At 42.7% G+C, this 17,477-nt stretch carries 15 protein-coding genes; 10 read left to right on the forward strand and 5 right to left on the reverse strand.

Annotated features, from left to right (window positions below; genetic code table 11):
• Window positions 1–107 precede the first annotated feature (107 nt).
• The 4 genes from SNE26_RS03765 to SNE26_RS03780 all read left to right on the forward strand — a co-directional run bounded on the left by SNE26_RS03765 (window position 108) and on the right by SNE26_RS03780 (window position 1,911).
• Entirely contained in the window at window positions 108–239 is a 132-nt protein-coding gene (locus SNE26_RS03765) for a hypothetical protein (protein WP_321558037.1), read from the forward strand.
• A 673-nt stretch (window positions 240–912) separates the two neighbouring features.
• Complete coding sequence (locus tag SNE26_RS03770) at window positions 913–1,068, forward strand: hypothetical protein (RefSeq protein ID WP_321558038.1); 156 nt, start codon at window positions 913–915, stop codon at window positions 1,066–1,068.
• Window positions 1,052–1,537, forward strand: a complete 486-nt coding sequence (locus SNE26_RS03775; RefSeq protein WP_321558039.1) for a DUF6169 family protein — start codon at window positions 1,052–1,054, stop codon at window positions 1,535–1,537. The genes SNE26_RS03770 and SNE26_RS03775 overlap by 17 nt, the downstream gene beginning before the upstream one ends.
• Before the next feature lie 74 nt (window positions 1,538–1,611).
• The gene (locus SNE26_RS03780; protein WP_321558040.1) at window positions 1,612–1,911 is read left to right on the forward strand and encodes a HigA family addiction module antitoxin; all 300 of its coding nucleotides are present in this window, start codon (window positions 1,612–1,614) and stop codon (window positions 1,909–1,911) included.
• A 24-nt stretch (window positions 1,912–1,935) separates the two neighbouring features.
• Here the strand turns inward: SNE26_RS03780 and SNE26_RS03785 are convergent, their stop codons facing one another.
• Window positions 1,936–2,415 carry a hypothetical protein gene (locus SNE26_RS03785; RefSeq protein WP_321558041.1) on the reverse strand — a complete coding sequence of 160 codons (480 nt, stop codon included), beginning with the start codon at window positions 2,413–2,415 and terminating at the stop codon, window positions 1,936–1,938.
• 276 nt (window positions 2,416–2,691) lie between these two features.
• On the opposite strand from SNE26_RS03785, the gene SNE26_RS03790 reads away from it, so the two are divergent.
• A complete protein-coding gene (locus SNE26_RS03790; protein ID WP_321558042.1) occupies window positions 2,692–3,948 on the forward strand; it encodes an ImmA/IrrE family metallo-endopeptidase in 1,257 nt (418 codons plus the stop codon).
• A 29-nt stretch (window positions 3,949–3,977) separates the two neighbouring features.
• Here SNE26_RS03790 and SNE26_RS03795 read toward each other — a convergent pair whose 3' ends face one another.
• The 4 genes from SNE26_RS03795 to SNE26_RS03810 all read right to left on the reverse strand — a co-directional run bounded on the left by SNE26_RS03795 (window position 3,978) and on the right by SNE26_RS03810 (window position 9,160).
• The gene (locus SNE26_RS03795; RefSeq protein WP_321558043.1) at window positions 3,978–5,078 is read right to left on the reverse strand and encodes an AbiH family protein; all 1,101 of its coding nucleotides are present in this window, start codon (window positions 5,076–5,078) and stop codon (window positions 3,978–3,980) included.
• A gap of 70 nt (window positions 5,079–5,148) precedes the next feature.
• Window positions 5,149–6,051 (reverse strand): ribose-phosphate diphosphokinase, encoded by a 903-nt coding sequence (locus tag SNE26_RS03800; RefSeq protein WP_321558044.1) that lies wholly within the window; start codon window positions 6,049–6,051, stop codon window positions 5,149–5,151.
• A gap of 54 nt (window positions 6,052–6,105) precedes the next feature.
• Window positions 6,106–7,521, reverse strand: a complete 1,416-nt coding sequence (locus SNE26_RS03805) for a nicotinate phosphoribosyltransferase (protein WP_321558045.1) — start codon at window positions 7,519–7,521, stop codon at window positions 6,106–6,108.
• Between the two features lie 952 nt (window positions 7,522–8,473).
• A complete protein-coding gene (locus tag SNE26_RS03810; protein ID WP_321558046.1) occupies window positions 8,474–9,160 on the reverse strand; it encodes an NUDIX domain-containing protein in 687 nt (228 codons plus the stop codon).
• A 206-nt stretch (window positions 9,161–9,366) separates the two neighbouring features.
• Between SNE26_RS03810 and SNE26_RS03815 the strand changes: the two genes are divergently transcribed.
• The 5 genes from SNE26_RS03815 (at window position 9,367) to SNE26_RS03835 (ending at window position 17,412) form a co-directional block, all read left to right on the forward strand.
• The gene (locus SNE26_RS03815; RefSeq protein WP_321558047.1) at window positions 9,367–9,960 is read left to right on the forward strand and encodes an RNA polymerase sigma-70 factor; all 594 of its coding nucleotides are present in this window, start codon (window positions 9,367–9,369) and stop codon (window positions 9,958–9,960) included.
• A 67-nt stretch (window positions 9,961–10,027) separates the two neighbouring features.
• Window positions 10,028–10,996, forward strand: coding sequence for a FecR domain-containing protein (locus tag SNE26_RS03820; protein ID WP_321558048.1), 969 nt, complete (start codon window positions 10,028–10,030; stop codon window positions 10,994–10,996).
• A gap of 259 nt (window positions 10,997–11,255) precedes the next feature.
• Window positions 11,256–14,594, forward strand: a complete 3,339-nt coding sequence (locus tag SNE26_RS03825; RefSeq protein ID WP_321558049.1) for a TonB-dependent receptor — start codon at window positions 11,256–11,258, stop codon at window positions 14,592–14,594.
• 11 nt (window positions 14,595–14,605) lie between these two features.
• Window positions 14,606–16,231: a RagB/SusD family nutrient uptake outer membrane protein gene (locus SNE26_RS03830; RefSeq protein ID WP_321558050.1), complete on the forward strand. Its 1,626-nt coding sequence runs from the start codon at window positions 14,606–14,608 to the stop codon at window positions 16,229–16,231.
• Window positions 16,232–16,275: 44 nt separating this feature from the next.
• Window positions 16,276–17,412 (forward strand): SusE domain-containing protein, encoded by a 1,137-nt coding sequence (locus tag SNE26_RS03835; protein ID WP_321558051.1) that lies wholly within the window; start codon window positions 16,276–16,278, stop codon window positions 17,410–17,412.
• The last annotated feature ends 65 nt before the right edge of the window (window positions 17,413–17,477 follow it).

The following is a 17,477-nucleotide window of genomic DNA, read 5'->3' on the forward strand; positions in this document are numbered from 1 at the left end:
CCTGAATAGCAATAAAGGATTTACTGCCGTCATAAAGTTAAGCTGAAAGCTTAAATCATTTTAGGGCGAAGTTACGCTATCGCTAAACTTCGACCAGTGTGGGGGAAATGAAAGAACTGGTTAATGCCGCCATTAGTGACAGCCATACCCATACCCGCACCCTGCACCTGCATTTAAAAGCCAAACAATTGTTAGATAACGGACGGGTAATGGATGCCTGGAAGGTGTTGTTGATGTAGGTTACGATTGTGGCTGCAGGAGATTAGCTTATAAATTCAACGCTACCGTATGCGCTGCGCCTTATGTAAAATTGCTAAGTTTTAAAAAACTGTTTGCGGTAGATGAGTTTAATAAATTATAATTGTCATTTTTTTGTTACAATTTGAAATAATTAAAAATCAAAAAACTTTATTAAATCAATTATCTCTATATAACTAATGTTGTCACGTATTAAACAGCAAGATATAGCGACAGAAGACTTTAAAATGGCATTTAAAAGCTATTAATAGCTGCAATGCAACGACTATTAACAAACCAATCGCCACGTTTTCTTAGCGTCATACATTTGATTATTGCAAATACTTTAATCAAATTTTTGGCATATATTTGGTATTAAACAATATAAGTTACAATTATTAGCGGGTCATTCCCAGTGCGCAATTCCGAGTTGAGGAGCCGTGCAGATCCGAATATTTATAGCTTTCGATAACTAACTTAATCAACACCACGCGCGTGACGGATTCCGCTGTTTGGCCTCTTGGTAATAGTTAATTACACAAAATATTATTTAAACTAATTTTGTATATGGATGTCAAATCGATATACTTTTTTGGTGTAGATAATAATTTAAGTTTTGTAAACTTCGCTGTAACTGGTGATGTTTTTATTTGAAATTTAATTAATTATCAGATCATGGAACGCGACAAAAAATACAAGGGAGTAGTAACCGTTAAGGCTGTTAACCCTATCGTAAAAATGATTGAGGATAAAAAGAGAATTGCCCAGGCAATCAAAAACGGCGAAAGCTTGTCTACTCTTAAAGGAATTAAAATTGTATCTCCCGTATAGCTTTACTATAAATGAGGACGGATCATACAATTTTATATCTGACCTAAATCACAATTACCTTATTTACTTCTCAGAATCTTCACTTCCCGATTCGGAAGGAAATATTCACACTATTTATAATATCGGATTCAGTCGGGATGGATATCATGACTGCATTCCCTATGAATCAAAATTTGACGGAAGAATCAGATCTACAATAATGAATGCAGTAAATGATTTCTTTGATAAAAATGATCACAAGGCATTAATTTATTTTTGCTTTGGTGACGATGGCTATTCCAGGCATAGAAAAATTGTGTTTAATATGTGGGCTCGTGATTTGGATTCATCAATTGATAAGTATAACAGTGAAATCCCCTATGAAGGATCTACTGTTTACGGATCTTTATTGATAGTAAATAATAACCCGTTGAAAGAATTAATTGTGAAATCCTTTGAAGGATTTATATCAGAGCTTACTTCAAAATAACCTCATCTTCCGGTTTGAGGATGGAAATATTCATGATGTTGATTATATCGACTATCATTAAAAAGGAAAATATTATGTTGAAACGCAAATTACCGCCCAATCATCCCGGCTTCATTTTAAAAGAAATGTTTATTGATGAACAGGAACTGACCATTACTGAAGTAGCGAAAGGCCTGGGTATGGCCCGTGCCAACCTTTCAGCTATAGTTAATGGCCATACGGGGATTAGCCCGGAACTTGCTATCAAACTATCTGAGGCATTCGGCAATACATCGCAGTTTTGGATAAATCTTCAAAATAATTATGAACTGTGGCACGCTGAACAAAAGGTTGATCGCGCGAGTATCAGGCATTTTTATAAGGCAAGTGCCTGAAAGCTTAACACATTTTAGGAGGCTTCAAATAAAATCGATTATTTTAGCCTCCCCAATGCAAATAGGGCCTTCGTGTATTCGCCATTTCCGGCCCACGCTCAGATATTGTCCTATTTGCGGACGGAGCAAAAATCTAACAGTTACTACTTTTTCTTCTCCCGGCTCAATTGCAATCCCGCTATACCAGGTAATATCGCCCATATATGCTTCAAGTATGCCGTCGTTTTCGGGGTATTCAAACACATGATCTGGCCTGTATCCGCTTAATATTCCTGTTCGCCTCCCACCATCTGCCGTTGCTTTTAATTTTAATAGGGCACTAACTGATATCAGTTCGCGTTTTTCCTGCTGCTCCGGGTCCTTTATACTTACAAGCGTATTTTTATTATAAGCTATAACGTCAAATACTTTTGATGCCCCTGTACCAAGCCATCTTTTGTAAATGAGTTTGCCGTTCATATACAAGTAAAGTTCGTCGCCTCTAATTTCTTTGTGGATTAACATGGTATTTGTAAAGGTAGAGAATGTGGGTGTAAATACCATGACCCATAGGACAGTTAGTGTTGAGAACGCGCGACACGAGCGCACCAGCGGAGGTCGTGTTGTAGACACTAAGTTATTCATACAGACCTTTGTAACCCTATTTTAGGACAAGATGCTGCATTCTCACCCCAGTTGGGTTAACACATTATAGGACGAAGTTACGTTATCGCTAAACTTCGACCAGTTAGAGATTAAAAGAGAATTAACCTTTATATTGCATTTTCTTTTATCTAAACCATGAATACCACAAAAAAAGGTAACGCTTTCGAAGATCGTGTAGCACAAATGATTCAGCGGTTACTGAATGAGGATGAATTTTATGTGCCAGGTAAGAAAAGTCAAGTGTTTCGCAAGAAGGCATACTATTCATTCAAAAGGAAAAACGATATTATTTTTGATGTTACCGTCGAGACAAGGCTGAAACCTGACGTGCCATATTCAATTCTCAGTATCATTGAATGTAAACATTACAATCATCGTGTGACTGTTGATGATGTCGAGGAGTTTGAGTCAAAGATTCGTCAAATAGGAGAACATGATACCAAAGGTATCATCGTTACGAATAATCAACTCCAATCGGGGGCATTGGAACTGGCAAAATCGCTTAAAATAGGAGTTGTTCGCCTCGATCCAAATGATGAGTACCAATGGATAAACTACCGTCACGAAAAAAAAGGCGGACTCGACCTACAACGTTTAGCTGATTACTTTTATACTACATCAGATAAGTTGCCTAAATTTATTGGTTATCTTAATGGTATACTATTTGACGGTTTGCCAGATGCTTTGATAGAGAGTGGGATAATAGATATTTACCGCCATAAAGAGAAATTTATATCAGTCCCTTTCTTAACTGATGAACGAATAGAAAATATAGTAGATCGTTTATATAACCATGACATTAACAATGGTCAGAAGTTATCCATCGAGAAGCTCGCTGCATTTTTAATCTCTAAATACCCTTTCGTGTTCGAGATTGATGATGAAATGCCTTATGAAAAGTTGGGGAGTATTGATTTTGAGAGTGAAGTTATTCGAGTTAATCCCCGCCTAAGAGATGATCCGCACCGGTGGCGTTTTACTTTTGCTCATGAAGTTGGTCATATGATACTGCATCGTAAGCTACTTGAAGGTGCCGTGAAGGAAAAAAATGATGACGAAGCAACGCTTGAAGTGTTAAATCCTAATTACATGGATAATGAACGTCGTATTGAGATTCAAGCGAATTTATTCGCAAGTACATTGTTACTTCCTCGGCCAAAATTAGAAAATTTAGTTAATCGTTTTTTTAAGGAAAATGGTATTCATAAAGGGTATCTCTTTGTAGACTCACAGCCAGTAAATCAAGTGCAAGCGTTAAATCTACTCAAACTAATTTCAGAAACATTTGATGTATCTCTCGCTGTAGGCCGTATTCGACTAATAAAACTTAAGCTTGCGGTTTATAAGAATGATGGACATATCGGTAACATAGTTCGTGACTATTTCAAATAGGCCAGTCGGCTCTATAAATGAGCCGAGACCTAAGGAGTGTATTGAGGCATTGGCTTACACTTTGGAAACGGAACCAGCCTCTTTCTCAATTGAATTTTATCTTTAAAGTGTCTCGATATTTCATAAGTTAAATTCGTGTAGTTATTGCTTTCTTCTCGTTGATGATAAATAATCTCAATAGCCTCACAATATTTGTGTTCGAAAATCATATTTAATAGAGTCCTATCAGATAACCCACAGGAATGTCCTACGATTAGAACTTCATAATAATCATGATTTAAAAAGTCAATTAATCTACTGTAGTTATCGGTTTTAAAATACCAAAATGATTTAATAAACTCAAAAAAAGCGTTGTTGTTCATTAACTCCATTCTACGGTAGTCTTCGTCAATTTCATCTCCGAATCCAAATATCAATGGGTTTTCAATATCATTTAGTTTACCATGAATATAATTTATGAGAAAATTATTTTCTCGATATTTTTTTGCGTTCCCAATAAACTCGTCGGTTATGTAATTTTCAATGGTATTTGTATAATTGAAATTTAAAATCATACAATTGTCGTTATTTGATAAAAGTAGATCCTTATATCCTTCTATCATAACTTTGTTATTAATACTTGAAAGGTAGATTTCAAGTTCATCTATTAAAGCACGTAGTGAGTTGTTAAGTTGAATTAATTGATTTTGTGACGCTGTATTGTTTAGGTGTATTTTTAACGATTTATAAAACTCATTTTCAATGGCAACCCAATTTGCATGGGAGCATTTTCTGATAAGAGAGTTGAAAAAAATGGACTTTGTCTTAATTTTGAAGGGGTTTTTTGTCCTTTCATTTGAATTGGGGTATAGCCATTCGTGATCAAGCAAAGCACTAAAATCGGTTTTATAATAATGATCTATCAAGGCAGAAATTCCATTAATCTCTTTATCAATTGAGTTGCTAAACTTCAATGGGTGATTAGGTATGATCGTATCAATTGAAATAAGATTGTCCTCATAATGTAAGTTATTAGGATTAAATGCTTGTATTAAACATTTTTTTAAATACCATAAAATAAAACTATTATAATCAGTTTTCAGACCGTGTGCCAAATCGAAACCGTTACCTATCAATATAAGCCTGTTCATCTTAATTGGATTTAGCGTGTTAACTTAATTCAGGTTACTTAATCAGATGCATTTCATTTTTTAAGGGATATTAAGAACATATCAACCCCGCCACAGTCCTCACCTCCACAAAATCATCATTTTCTAAGTCGCGGCAATTCACATGCGTATCCGTACAGATCAGCTTTTTAATAGCCCCGCAGGCTTTTAGCTTCCCAATACCATCGTTCACAAACAAACCGTGCGTAGTAATTACATAAATATCCCCGGCGCCGGCATTTTTGTAGGTTAAAGCGGCGTTTACGATGCTGCCTCCTGAGCGGATCATGTCGTCATAAATGATCACCGTTTTGCCGGCTACGTCGGCATTGATGGCGCTTACTTCGGTATGGTCGCCTTTGAGGCGGCGTTTGAGGATGAAGGCGGCATTTACGCCCATATCGTTGGCTAACGATTCAACCCATTTGGCCCTGCCGGCATCGGTGCTGGCCATTACAAAGTTGTCGCCGCCGTATCGGGTGGCTGCTTCTATCACAATATCCTTGCAGTACACATGTACAGGGTACAGGTCCTGCTCAAAATAGTATTGGATGCCTTCGCTATGTAAGTCGAACAGCATGACCTTATTGCCCCGGTTTGATTTAGGGATGGCCGAGAGCAGGCGGGCACGGGTTTTGGCGGTCACAATTTCGCCGGGTTTAACGGCGCGCTCCATGGTGCTGTAACCAAAGTAGGGGATCACGAGGGTAAGCGAATCGGCTCCGTAGCTTACCAGTGACGAAGCAAGATCATATAATTCAAGCGTAGCGCTGTCGCTCACTGTACCGCCAATCAGCAGTACCTCCCTGCCTTCCACGTTAGAGAGGATGCGCTGGTAACGTTCGCCGTCGGTAAAGTGGCTTACTTCAATCTCACCGCGTTCGCAATGGCCAAGGGCAAGCACTTTTTCGGCAAGGTATTCGTATCCGGTTATGGCAAAGAGTAGTTTTTTCATTTTTATTTATAGAGCATAAAGCTGAATGCACAGGGTTGAAAGCTAATGAATTGGTTAGTTGTTTAACGTATTAATTACCTGGTCAAAGGTAAATTCTTTAATAATATGGCCGTTTTCAAAAACGGTTTGCAGTTGGTCGGCCAGTTCGGGTTGTTCGTTTTGGTGAATGGTTTTGTAACCCTCCGGAGTTTTTACCAGTTTGAGCCTGCCGCCCTTGCTCTTTTTAAAGCTGGTAATGATGTTGCCCTTGGCATCCATTTCGGCAGGGCTTTTTTCAACGTTAACTTCTTCGCCGTTTATTACCGCACTGCTGCATTTTAACGCAAACTTTTGGGTATCACGGTCGACCTTTTGCAACAATGCGCCGCCCATGCCCAGCACCAGGTTTTCGGCACTAATGCCGGTTGCTTTAAGGGCTTTATAAATCAGGCCGATCTCGGTGTAGTTTACCCCATCGCCCTGGATCACCCTAACCTGCGGCGGCAGTACTTTATAACCTTTGGCATTAGTAGTAAAGCCGAATTTATCAAACAGAATTTTAAAAATCTCCAGCAGGGTCATTACCGGGTCGCCGCTGTCCGGGCGGATCACCAGGGTGCCGTCGCGTTTCAGGACCTCCTGTTTCAAGTCTTCGCCCCAGTATTCACTACAGGCGCGGAAAATGTTATAGCTATCGCTTACACAGGCAATAACGCCGGTAGGGAAGCTGCGTAGCACGTGTTTAAAAATCTCCAGCTCGCCTTCCTGGCCAAGCAGGGTACAAATGCTGTGTTCGGTAGCGGGGATGCTTAAGCCATATACTTTTTCTGCATGGTAGTATTTAATCGCCATACCAGATCCGGCCAGGTTGTCGCTGCCTGCAAAACTAAGCAAGTGGGCGGCGCCGCCAATTTTGGCGCTCTCCACACTGCTCACACCGCGGAAACCAAAATCATTCAGCACAAAACCAATCCCGCCGAAAGATTCGGGTGTCGCGGTTTCCTCATAGTATTGGGTAACTGTTTTTTTAACCTCGTGGCTTAGCGTGGCTACGGTGCAGGGATACCAAACCTGCATCAGCAGGGTTTCGAGGAAGTTGGTGAGCCAGTAGCATTCCGGGTCGGTGTTTTCAATGGTCATGAGCACGTTGCCGGTGGGTACGCTGGTACCTTCGGCCACTGCTTTAATGCGTACCGGCAGATGGCCGTTGTATTTGTCCAATATGTACTGAAACTTGCTGCAATCAAACACATCGTCACGCCCGAATACCTGTTTTAAAAACTCATCCGCTTCATCCAAATCAACCTGGTTAAAGGCAATGCCCTGTAAATATTCCTTCAAAATATATTGCAGACCGAAAAAAACGGTTTCGTTGAACATGCCCCCGCGGCTTTCCAGGTAACTGTAAATATTGGTGGTGCCGGGGTAGTAAAATTTATGGTGGGCGTATTTATATGCGTCGGCTAACAGGATCAGATTTTCCTTTTTCATGGCTTTAATTTTTAAGGTATTTGCCGGTGATGAAATTAAACAATTCAATGTGTTCTTCGCTAATAGAGCCGTCTTTTATCATTAAAGGCAGGTCGGCGCCATCAGTTGCCTCTGACTCTCATGCAGGTACGGCGTTTGAAAGCATGCTATAATTACTCCTGTTTTCATTTCTATTTTGCGTTAATTGTACATAAATATAAATATGTGTCTTTAATACGCAAATTATTTTTTAAATTTTGGGGGGGAGGTTTTATAATATTGGTAAGATAAACCCGTCATGCTGAACTTGTTTCAGCATCCCACAAGCCGAGGCGCAAGCATAACGAACACTTAGCATGTGGGGTCCCGAAATAAATTCGGGATGACGGATCTGGGTATGTTGAACTTGTTTCAGCACCCCACAAGCCGAGGCGCAAGCATAGAGAACACTTAGCATGTGGGATCCCGAAATACATTCGGGATGACGAATCTGGTTATGTTGAACTTGTTTCAGCACCCATAAGCAGAGGCGCAAGCATAGCGAACTTAGCATGTGGGGACCCGAAATAAATTCGGGATGACGAATCTGGTTATGTTGAACTTGTTTCAGCACCCACAAGCCGAGGCGCAAGCATAGCGAACACTTAGCATGTGGGGTCCCGAAATAAATTCGGGATGACGGATCTGTTTATGTTGAACTTGCTTCAGCACCCACAAGCCGAGGCGCAAGCATAGCGAACACTTAGCATGTGGGGTCCCGAAATAAATTCGGGATGACGAATCTGTTTATGTTGAACTTGTTTCAGCACCCCATAAGCAGAGGCGCAAGCATAGCGAACACTTAGCATTTGGGATCCCGAAATAAATTCGGAACGACGAATGTGGTTAAAAGTCTCCCCAACCGGGGGAGATTATTCGCAAGTGGTTTATTTTTAGCGCTCATGAGGGCTACGCCGTTTAGAGGGGGCTTTCTTTATATCTCGAAGCTAATTCCTTCTTTTTTCAACTGAAAATACTTTTCCTCGTTAAAGCGGAAAAGGTTACCCGGCCGGCCGGCGCCTTCGAGGGCTTGTTTTTCGGTGGTTTCTTCCAGGAAGCCGTATTTGGTGATCTTCTTTTTAAAGTTACGGCGGTCGATAGGGCGGTCGAGCACGGCAAGGTAGAGCTTTTCGAGTTCGGAGAAAGGGAATTTTTCCTCAAGCAGCTCAAAACCCACGGGCTGATAAAGCATTTTGCTTTTGAGGCGGTCGCGTGCTACGCTGATGATGGTGGTATGATCAAACGCGAGGGCGGGGAGCTTTTTGATGTTGAACCAGTTTACATCACTGGCATCGGTAGCGGCTTTAACAACAAAGGCATCGGGTCTTACAAGTCCGTAATAAGTTATGGAGATCACCCTGTTACGAGGGTCGCGCCCCGGCTGGCCGAAGCTGTACAGTTGTTCCAGGTAAGTGATGTTAACGCCGGTTTCTTCCCGTAACTCCCGCTGAATAGCTTCCTCTAACGACTCATGATCAGCTACCAGGCCACCCGGCAATGCCCAGCTGTTTTTAAAAGGCTCAATATTGCGTTTGATAAGCAGTACAGACAATCCCTCCTTGGAGGTATATCCAAATACTACGGCATCAACGGCAACCTTTATATTTTGAGCGACTGACATAATACAAAGGTAGGGATTGGGAAGTGGCGGGGCAAGAGGGGGAACTATTCAATCAACTAAAATTTAAGGCATTAAACACCATTTCTTTATGTTTATTACCTGGCAGAGTAACTGTATTTGGCCTGAGTAATATTTAAAAGTTTTTTTATTTAAAAATTTTCTTGTAAATATGCCTCACCAATCAGTAAACCGTTTTACCGCCGCTTATGCTCCACAATAAGGAATATCAAATGTGGCCTGATGCCCGGTTATTGGAGCAGTTAAGGCTTGATGACCGTAAGGCATTTGAAATCCTGTACCATAAATATTCGTCGAAATTGTTTTATGCGGCTTATAACCTTTTCAGGGATAAAGATGTTTGTGAAGACCTGGTGCAGGAGCTGTTTATTGATTTATGGACAAAGCGCAACCAATTAAATATCACTTCGCTTGAGGCGTACCTCAAAGTGGCTATCAGGCACCGTGTGTTATTTTATCTGCGCACAAAAAAGGCATCGGTAGATCTTACCGTGATTGAAACACTGGTCGAAAAATATTCGGCTGATAGCAAGCTGTTCCAGGATGATATTGCTCATTTACTGGAAGATGGCGTAGCTCAATTGCCCGAAAAATGCAGGCAGATCTTTACCCTGAGCCGTAAAGAGTATTTGAGCAATAAAGAAATAGCCACCCGGCTAAATATTTCCATTAAAACCGTCGAAAACCAGATCACTATTGCTTTAAGATATCTGCGCACCGGTTTAACCGACTACCTGCCGTCGGTAGTGGCCTTGCTGTTGTTGCATATGTTTGGTAAATAAATCTCAAAAAATATTTTCAATTGCTTTGGGGGGTACCCCGGTTTATTGCATCCTGCAATTATAAACCATGGCAAAATTCCCTTTCAGAAAAAAACGATCCGGCGCAAATGACAGGCATTTGCAGGAAGAGCTTGTGAATAAATATCTCGACGAGCTTGATCTCCGCAGCGTACAAAACGAGGCCGGAGATAAGGTGGAATTTAATACTGATGGTGTATACAGCAGGATCAATGCTGTTTTAGATAATGCCGAGAAGAAAAACCGTGGCAAATCAAAAAGATGGATGGTTGCTGCCTCGCTTCTTGCGGGTTTATGTATTTCGGTAACGGCAGCTTACCATTACCGCTATGCGCTGCTCGATAGCCTTGATCCTATCGCCGATAAACAATTGGTCGCAGCAAACGGGCAAACTGTAAACTTTACACTTGCCGATGGTACCAAAATATGGTTAAATGCAGGCAGTAAGCTTATTTACCCCGAAACTTTCCGTGGCGAAAAACGCGAGATTAAGCTTGAAGGCGAGGCTTTCCTGGATGTAGCCCACGACCCGGAAAAGGCTTTTATTATACACACCGGGCAAGTGCGCACCCAGGTATTGGGTACCAGTTTTAACATCAAGGCCTACACTAATGAACGCTTTATTAAGGTTGATGTTTTGAGTGGCAAGGTAGGGGTGGTTACACCTGCAGGTAAGGCAAAAAGTATCACAACCTTTTTAACGCCTGCCGAGGAGGTTGTATTTAATAAAGACGGACTATCGGTCACCAAAAATAAACAGGTGGATGTAAACGCGCTAAGCAGCTGGAAGGATGGAGAGCTGGTGTTTAAAAACATGGCGCTGACCGAGGTGCTCAATACCATTAACCGCCACTTCAACGTAACCGTAAAGGCCGATGTTAACCTTGTACGATGCTCCATTACAGCAAATTTTACCAATGTTTCGCTGGAGAATATCATGAAGATCATATCGAAACTGGTGAAGGGCAAAGCCGTGCAAAAAGGCTCTGTTTATCAGCTAAAAGGCCGGGGCTGTTAACATAAAAACCAATTAATAAAAAGAGAGATACCAATTATCAGTTAACCTAAATACAAGCTATGATAACATAAATACATTAAAAAACCCTGCTCAAAAGGGATTTTGACAGGGTTAAACTAAAATGCCGGGTTATTAATAAGTGCAGCGTTTAGAGGTCCAATTCAGAACGAAACACTTGAATTTCAAACACTTTAATTTTCTCAAATCTATGAATATATCTCTATTTTCAAATGGAGTAATTCGTCATGTATTAATATTAATGAAAATTACCTCGCTTGCCTGCTTTGTGGTTTGCCTGATGTGCTTTACGGCCGTGGCAAACAACTCGTTCGGGCAAAAATTCCTGGAGGTATCGGTTACGCTCAAATTAAAAAATGCCAAGCTAACCGATGCGCTGGATAAGATCTCGAACGAAAAGCATATCAAATTTGCCTACGCCGATAATGTACTTAAACCAACTTATGTTGTGACGCTTAAGGTTAAAGACAAAAGTATCAGGGAAGTACTTGATCAGGTATTAACTCCCTTCAATCTCAGCTATAAGATCATTGACGATGTTATTGTTATTGACGAAAAGCCCGAAATTGAAAGCAATACGGGAGGGATTGAGCATGGCCCCAGGCAACCCATCAAAATCAAAGGTAAAGTTACCGACGAAAACAACTTAGTTATACCCGGCGCAAGCGTACGGGTTAAAGGCACCACCATAGGCACAGTGACCGATATTAATGGTAATTATACCATTGATGTACCTGATGCCAATGGAACCCTCGTATTTAACTTTATAGGCTATGCAGCTAAAGAGCAGCCTATTGGCAATGAGGCCACGATAAATGTGCAACTGGTTCCCGAACGTACCTCGCTTAATGAGGTGGTGGTGGTAGGCTATGGTACCCAGCGGCGTTCAAACGTTATTGGCGCGGTAGATCAGATCAGCGCTAAAGCCATTGAATCAAAGCCTTCCATAAACTTAACGCAGGCATTGCAAGGCACGTCGCCCAACCTTATCATCCAGCAAACCAGCTCCGAACCCGGAGCTTATGCCAATGTGAACATCAGGGGGGTAAGCACGCTTAATGATAATACACCCCTGGTGGTTATAGATGGTATTACCGGCGGCGATATCAACCTGCTTAACCCTTTGGACATCGAAAGTCTTTCGGTATTGAAAGATGCAGGTTCAGCAGCTATTTATGGTTCGCGTTCGGCCAATGGTGTTATTTTGGTTACTACTAAAAAAGGTAAAAATAACTCGCGTACTACGGTTAATTATAACGGGCAGGCAGGTATCCAATCGCCGCATGTGGGCTATAAACCGGTACACAGCTATGAAAATGCCATTTTACGCAACGAGGCTATGGTTAATGCCGGTTTGCAGCCAATTTATAGTCCGCAGGATATCCGCAACTTTCAGCAGCAGGGCGATCAGCAATGGTTTCTGGACGCTATTTTAAAAGATTCGTGGCAACAAAGTCACAACTTGAGCTTAACAGGCGGTAATGCTACCACCTCGTTCCTGGTATCTGCCGGGGTGACCGATCAGCGCAGCAATCTTGTTGGGCCGGATTACGGCTTAAGGCGCTATAACTACCGCATGAACTTAACCAGTAACTACGGTAAGTTAAAGCTCACAAGTATCCTTGCCTATTCGCGCTCTGAAATCCGCGAACACTCCTACAGCACTGGGACTTTGATTGTTGATGCGGGCCGTACACCTACCTATTATAAAATAAAGGATGATCAGGGCCGGTACCTTACCAATGATGTACTGACCGAGTTTAACCCGCTGGGGATCCTGGAGCAGGGCGGCTATCGTACCCATGATGATGACAACCTGTTGGGCAACTTAAATGCCGAACTGTCGGTTACCAAAGACTTTAAGCTCAAAGCCGTTTTTGGCGGACGGTTACTTGCAAATCACCAGTTTACAAGGGTTAAGCAGGTTAACTTTTATCCTTCAGGCACTTATGGGGCCGACAGGAACACCAACGATGATAATAACAAGAACCTGTTTACCAATACCCAGTTACTGGCCGAATATGCTAAAACCTTCAATAAATCGCACAATGTTGACGTGCTTGTAGGTGTAGCGAATGAATCAACAACCAGTAAGGCAAACAGCATCCACCTAAAATATACCGATCCTGAACTGGGCACACCTACTACAGGTACTATCATTGATCCAAGTTCAACGGCTTCAAATAATGCTACTACCGAAACCAGCCTTAATTCATTGTTTGGCAGGGCAAGCTACTCGTACATGAACAAGTACTATGGTGAGTTTGATTTTCGTGTAGACGCTTCATCAAAATTTGCACCACAAAACCGTGGCGCTTTCTTCCCTTCGGTATCGGGTGGCTATCGCTTTACCGAGGAGCGCTTCATGCAAAACTACCGCAACAATATCGGCGATCTGAAACTGCGTGCATCATACGGTATTTTAGGTAACCAAAGTGTTGGCGATTATCAATACCTGCGTACTTACGGCCCTTTCCAAAATGCTTATGGCTTTAACAACTCAGGTGTAGGCGGTACAGCTATAGCTTTTGCCAATCCCGATTTGCGCTGGGAGCGTGCTGCAACACTTAACATTGGGGTTGATGCCGGCTTCCTGAAAAACAGTTTGACCGTTGCTATTGATTACTTCAATAAAACCACCCGCGATATCCTGCTGCCCCCAATTGTACCGGGAACGTTTGGCGCCGGTTTGCCAAGCTATAACGCGGGTAAAGTACAAAACCACGGCTGGGAGCTAACGGTTAACTACTACCTTACTACGCAAAACTTTAAACATTCCTTTAGCTTCAACGTAGCCGACAGCAAAAACAAGGTGCTTTACCTCGAAGGCGGCGATCAGCTGAAAAGCTATGATGAGATGCAGGTGATCAACCGGGTAGGCTTGCCGATAGGCTCATATGTTGCCTTAAAGCGCGATGGTTATTTTCAAAACCTGGATGATATTAAAAACGGGCCTAAGCCAACCGGCTTAACCGTATCACCGGGCGATAACCGCTATGTGGACGTTAATGGCGATGGAGTAATTGATGATAACGATAAGTTTGTTTTCGGCAACCCGTTCCCCCGTTTAACTTTTGGGTTTACCTACAATGTAAGTTATAAAGGTTTTGACTTTAACCTGTTTTTGCAGGGCGTGGGTAAACGCAGTATGTTTATCAGGGGTGAGCAGGTTGAGCCTTTCCACGTAAACTATTCGCAGGTTATTTACCAGCATGAGCTTGATTTCTGGACACCTCAAAATCCCGACGCCCGTTTCCCGAGGCTTGCAGCCAGCGGAAGCCAGTCAAACGAAAACAACTTCAGGCGTGGCTCAGATATGTATTTGTTTGATGGCAAATACCTGCGCGTAAAGAATGTACAGGTAGGCTACACACTTCCAAATGCATGGGCCAAATTGTTGGGCTTACAAAAACTGAGGGCTTATGTGTCGGGCCAAAACCTGCTTACGTTTTCGGGCGTGAAGTTTATCGATCCTGAATCGACAGAATTTAACAGTAACCTGGGGGCAGGTGGCGCTAACAGCGCGAGGTCTTACCCAACGCCCATTTACTATGGTTTTGGTTTAGATGTAACCCTATAATACTATCTATCATGAAAAAATATTCGACATATAAAACCGCCTTCTTAGTATTACTGGCCAGTATATCGGCCTGTAAAAAGCTCGACCTGGCGCCAACCAATAAGTTCACCGACAGCAATTTCTGGACAACCACCGAAAAGGCCGATGCGGTACTTAATACAGCCTACTCGCAAATGTTTAGCAACGACTATTTCTTCTATAATGAAGGAGCGTCGGATAACGCGTACAATGGTCGCGGAGATAACCAGGGTGCAGCCTCGCTTGCCGCAGGTACTTACGATCCATCATTGGGGCGGATCAAACAGGAGTGGGGCTTCCATTACAGCGGCATAAAAACCTGCAACATTTTCTTAGAGAATGTAGATAGGGTAACTGCTATGGATGCAACGCTGAAAGCCCGCATGAAAGCCGAAGCAAGGTTTATCCGTGCTTTCCATTATTTTATGCTTGAAACCTGGTGGGGCGATGTGCCTTTGTTTGATAAAGACATCAGTATTGACCAATCAAAAAGCATTGCACGCACGCCAAAAGCACAGGTTGTTGATTTTGTGCTGAAGGAGCTTGATGCCGCCACAACTGATTTGCCGGTTAATACCGCTTATAAAGATGCCGACAGAGGGCGTATCACCAAAGGTGCAGCTATCGCCTTAAAAGCAAGAGTGCTGCTGTATGAAAGCCGCTGGCAGGAAGTTGCCGCTACCTGCGAAAAGCTGATGAATGATAACAGCAATGGCACCTACAGTCTGTTCCCGTCATATGAGGGATTGTTTTTACCGCAAAATGAATACAACAGCGAGGTGATCTTCGACCTGGAATTTGTTCCGGATGTGCGCACATACAGCAACTTTTTTGATATGGCGCCGCTTGCTGTTGGTGCCCGCTTAAACGCCCTTGCCCCAACCCAGGAACTGGTTGACAGTTACCTGATGGAAAACGGCAAAAAGATCACGGATGCGGGTTCGGGATACGATGAAAACAATCCATATGTAAATCGCGACCCAAGGCTTACCAATACGGTTGTGTACAATGGTTATAAATGGAAAAAGCCCGATAACAGCGTTCAGGTAATTTACACCAAACCGGGCGATGATCCCGGCGCTACCAAGCCTGATGAATATGCGCCTGGCAAAGTAAGCTCGCCTACTGCTTATTATACCCGTAAATATTACGACCCTTCATCTGCCGTAAATTTTCAATCTGCCTTAAACCTGATCCTGATCCGTTATGCCGATGTACTGCTGATGTATGCCGAAGCTAAAAATGAGCTTGGGCAGTTGGATGCCGGTGTTTGGGATAAAACGATAAAAGCGCTGCGCAGCCGGGCTGGCTTTACCGATGCTCCTGCACTTAACTTCAGCGCAGCCGGACAGGCCGACTTAAGAGATATTGTGCGTAATGAGCGCCGTGTAGAGCTGGCTATGGAAGGCCTGCGGGTATTTGATATCCGCCGCTGGCATACTGCCGAAACCGTTCTGAACGGCTGGGCGCATGGTGCCAAGTATGGCCCTGCATCTGTTGATAACGGTTATATCAGGGCTAACCTGCGCACTTTTGACAAGGGGAAAAACTACCTGTGGCCAATCCCGCGCGATGAGCGCGCCGTTGACCCTAACCTAACTCAAAACCCGGGCTGGTAAATCAATAATTATTTATAAAAAAGACATTATAATCAATTACGATCATGAAAAATATTACATACTGCCTTATGGCAGGCATCATAACCATTTTAATGCTAACAGGCTGTAAAAAGGATAAAACCTTGCAGCATACACAGGTATCGGCAGTAACCAACCTGTTTGCTCCTGCAAATAACAAATTCATTCAACTGGAGCCGGTAACCGGTTCGGCCACTTTTGAATGGGCCGAAGCTCATGCCGAAGACAATGGCCTGGTGTTATATGAAGTGGCTTTTGATAAAGAAGGCGGTGATTTCTCAAAACCTGTTTATACCATTCCTTCAGATGCTAACGGTTTGTACAACAAACTTACCATCTCTTATAAAGACCTGAATAAGGTGGCCGATCTGGCGGGGATCCAGCCGCAGGCCACCGGTAAATTGAAATGGACCGTAATGTCATCAAAAGGCATCAATGTGGTTAAGGCAACTGCTTCAAGCATTATTGAGGTTCAGCGTGCTGCCGGCTTTACCGATATTCCTGCCGATCTGTACCTAACCGGTTCAGCTACCGAAGGCGGCGAAGACTTAAGTAAAGCTGTACACTTTAAGCAAACCGCCGCCGGTGTATTCGAGGCCTGGACATCAATAAAAGCGGGTACCTATCACTTTGCCGAACGTAATACGGGCACACCTGCCACTTATTCTATCGATGGCGTTAAACTTTTAAAAGATGGTAATACCACTGTAACCGGGGCAACCAAGGTTGAACGTATTGTGGTTGACTTTACTTCGGCCTCAGCTGCGATAACCGAAGTGACAGAAGTTGGTTTATGGTTTGCTGCCGATAATAAAGTTTGGTTTCCGATCCCTTACAAAGCAGGTGGTAAATGGGAAATTGATAATGCTTCTATCGTTTTCCACCAGGAGTCATGGGGTAGGGACGAGCGTTATAAGTTCCGTTTTACTCTTAAAGACGCATCCGGCAATAGTTCAACCCAGTTTTACGGAAGCAAAAACTCAGATAACAGTCGCCCGGATGCCAATACAGCTAAATCATTCTGGTACATGGTGCCGGTTAATAATGCGCAGTATGATTTCTGCTTTAAGTTTACCGGGGCAGCCGATAATCACAACGCAGATATCGTAGTTGATTTTAGCGCCGATGCGACCGCCTACACCCACATTGTTACTGTTAAATAATATTAACCGCTGCCTGCTGCTATGCTGTTAAACGCATGGCGGCAGGTTGATGATAAAAGATATTT

Source organism: Mucilaginibacter sp. cycad4, from assembly GCF_034263275.1.
Lineage (GTDB): Bacteria > Bacteroidota > Bacteroidia > Sphingobacteriales > Sphingobacteriaceae > Mucilaginibacter.

Excerpts from the sequence above, each read along its gene's own strand:
- SNE26_RS03825 (WP_321558049.1), top strand. The coding sequence starts at position 11,256 with ATGAAAATTACCTCGCTTGCCTGCTTTGTGGTTTGCCTGATGTGCTTT.
- SNE26_RS03815 (WP_321558047.1), top strand. The coding sequence starts at position 9,367 with ATGCTCCACAATAAGGAATATCAAATGTGGCCTGATGCCCGGTTATTG.
- SNE26_RS03835 (WP_321558051.1), top strand. The coding sequence starts at position 16,276 with ATGAAAAATATTACATACTGCCTTATGGCAGGCATCATAACCATTTTA.
- SNE26_RS03765 (WP_321558037.1), top strand. The coding sequence starts at position 108 with ATGAAAGAACTGGTTAATGCCGCCATTAGTGACAGCCATACCCATACC.
- SNE26_RS03805 (WP_321558045.1), bottom strand. The coding sequence starts at position 7,521 with ATGAAAAAGGAAAATCTGATCCTGTTAGCCGACGCATATAAATACGCC.
- SNE26_RS03795 (WP_321558043.1), bottom strand. The coding sequence starts at position 5,078 with ATGAACAGGCTTATATTGATAGGTAACGGTTTCGATTTGGCACACGGT.
- SNE26_RS03770 (WP_321558038.1), top strand. The coding sequence starts at position 913 with ATGGAACGCGACAAAAAATACAAGGGAGTAGTAACCGTTAAGGCTGTT.
- SNE26_RS03810 (WP_321558046.1), bottom strand. The coding sequence starts at position 9,160 with ATGTCAGTCGCTCAAAATATAAAGGTTGCCGTTGATGCCGTAGTATTT.
- SNE26_RS03785 (WP_321558041.1), bottom strand. The coding sequence starts at position 2,415 with ATGTTAATCCACAAAGAAATTAGAGGCGACGAACTTTACTTGTATATG.
- SNE26_RS03830 (WP_321558050.1), top strand. The coding sequence starts at position 14,606 with ATGAAAAAATATTCGACATATAAAACCGCCTTCTTAGTATTACTGGCC.
- SNE26_RS03790 (WP_321558042.1), top strand. The coding sequence starts at position 2,692 with ATGAATACCACAAAAAAAGGTAACGCTTTCGAAGATCGTGTAGCACAA.
- SNE26_RS03780 (WP_321558040.1), top strand. The coding sequence starts at position 1,612 with ATGTTGAAACGCAAATTACCGCCCAATCATCCCGGCTTCATTTTAAAA.
- SNE26_RS03820 (WP_321558048.1), top strand. The coding sequence starts at position 10,028 with ATGGCAAAATTCCCTTTCAGAAAAAAACGATCCGGCGCAAATGACAGG.
- SNE26_RS03800 (WP_321558044.1), bottom strand. The coding sequence starts at position 6,051 with ATGAAAAAACTACTCTTTGCCATAACCGGATACGAATACCTTGCCGAA.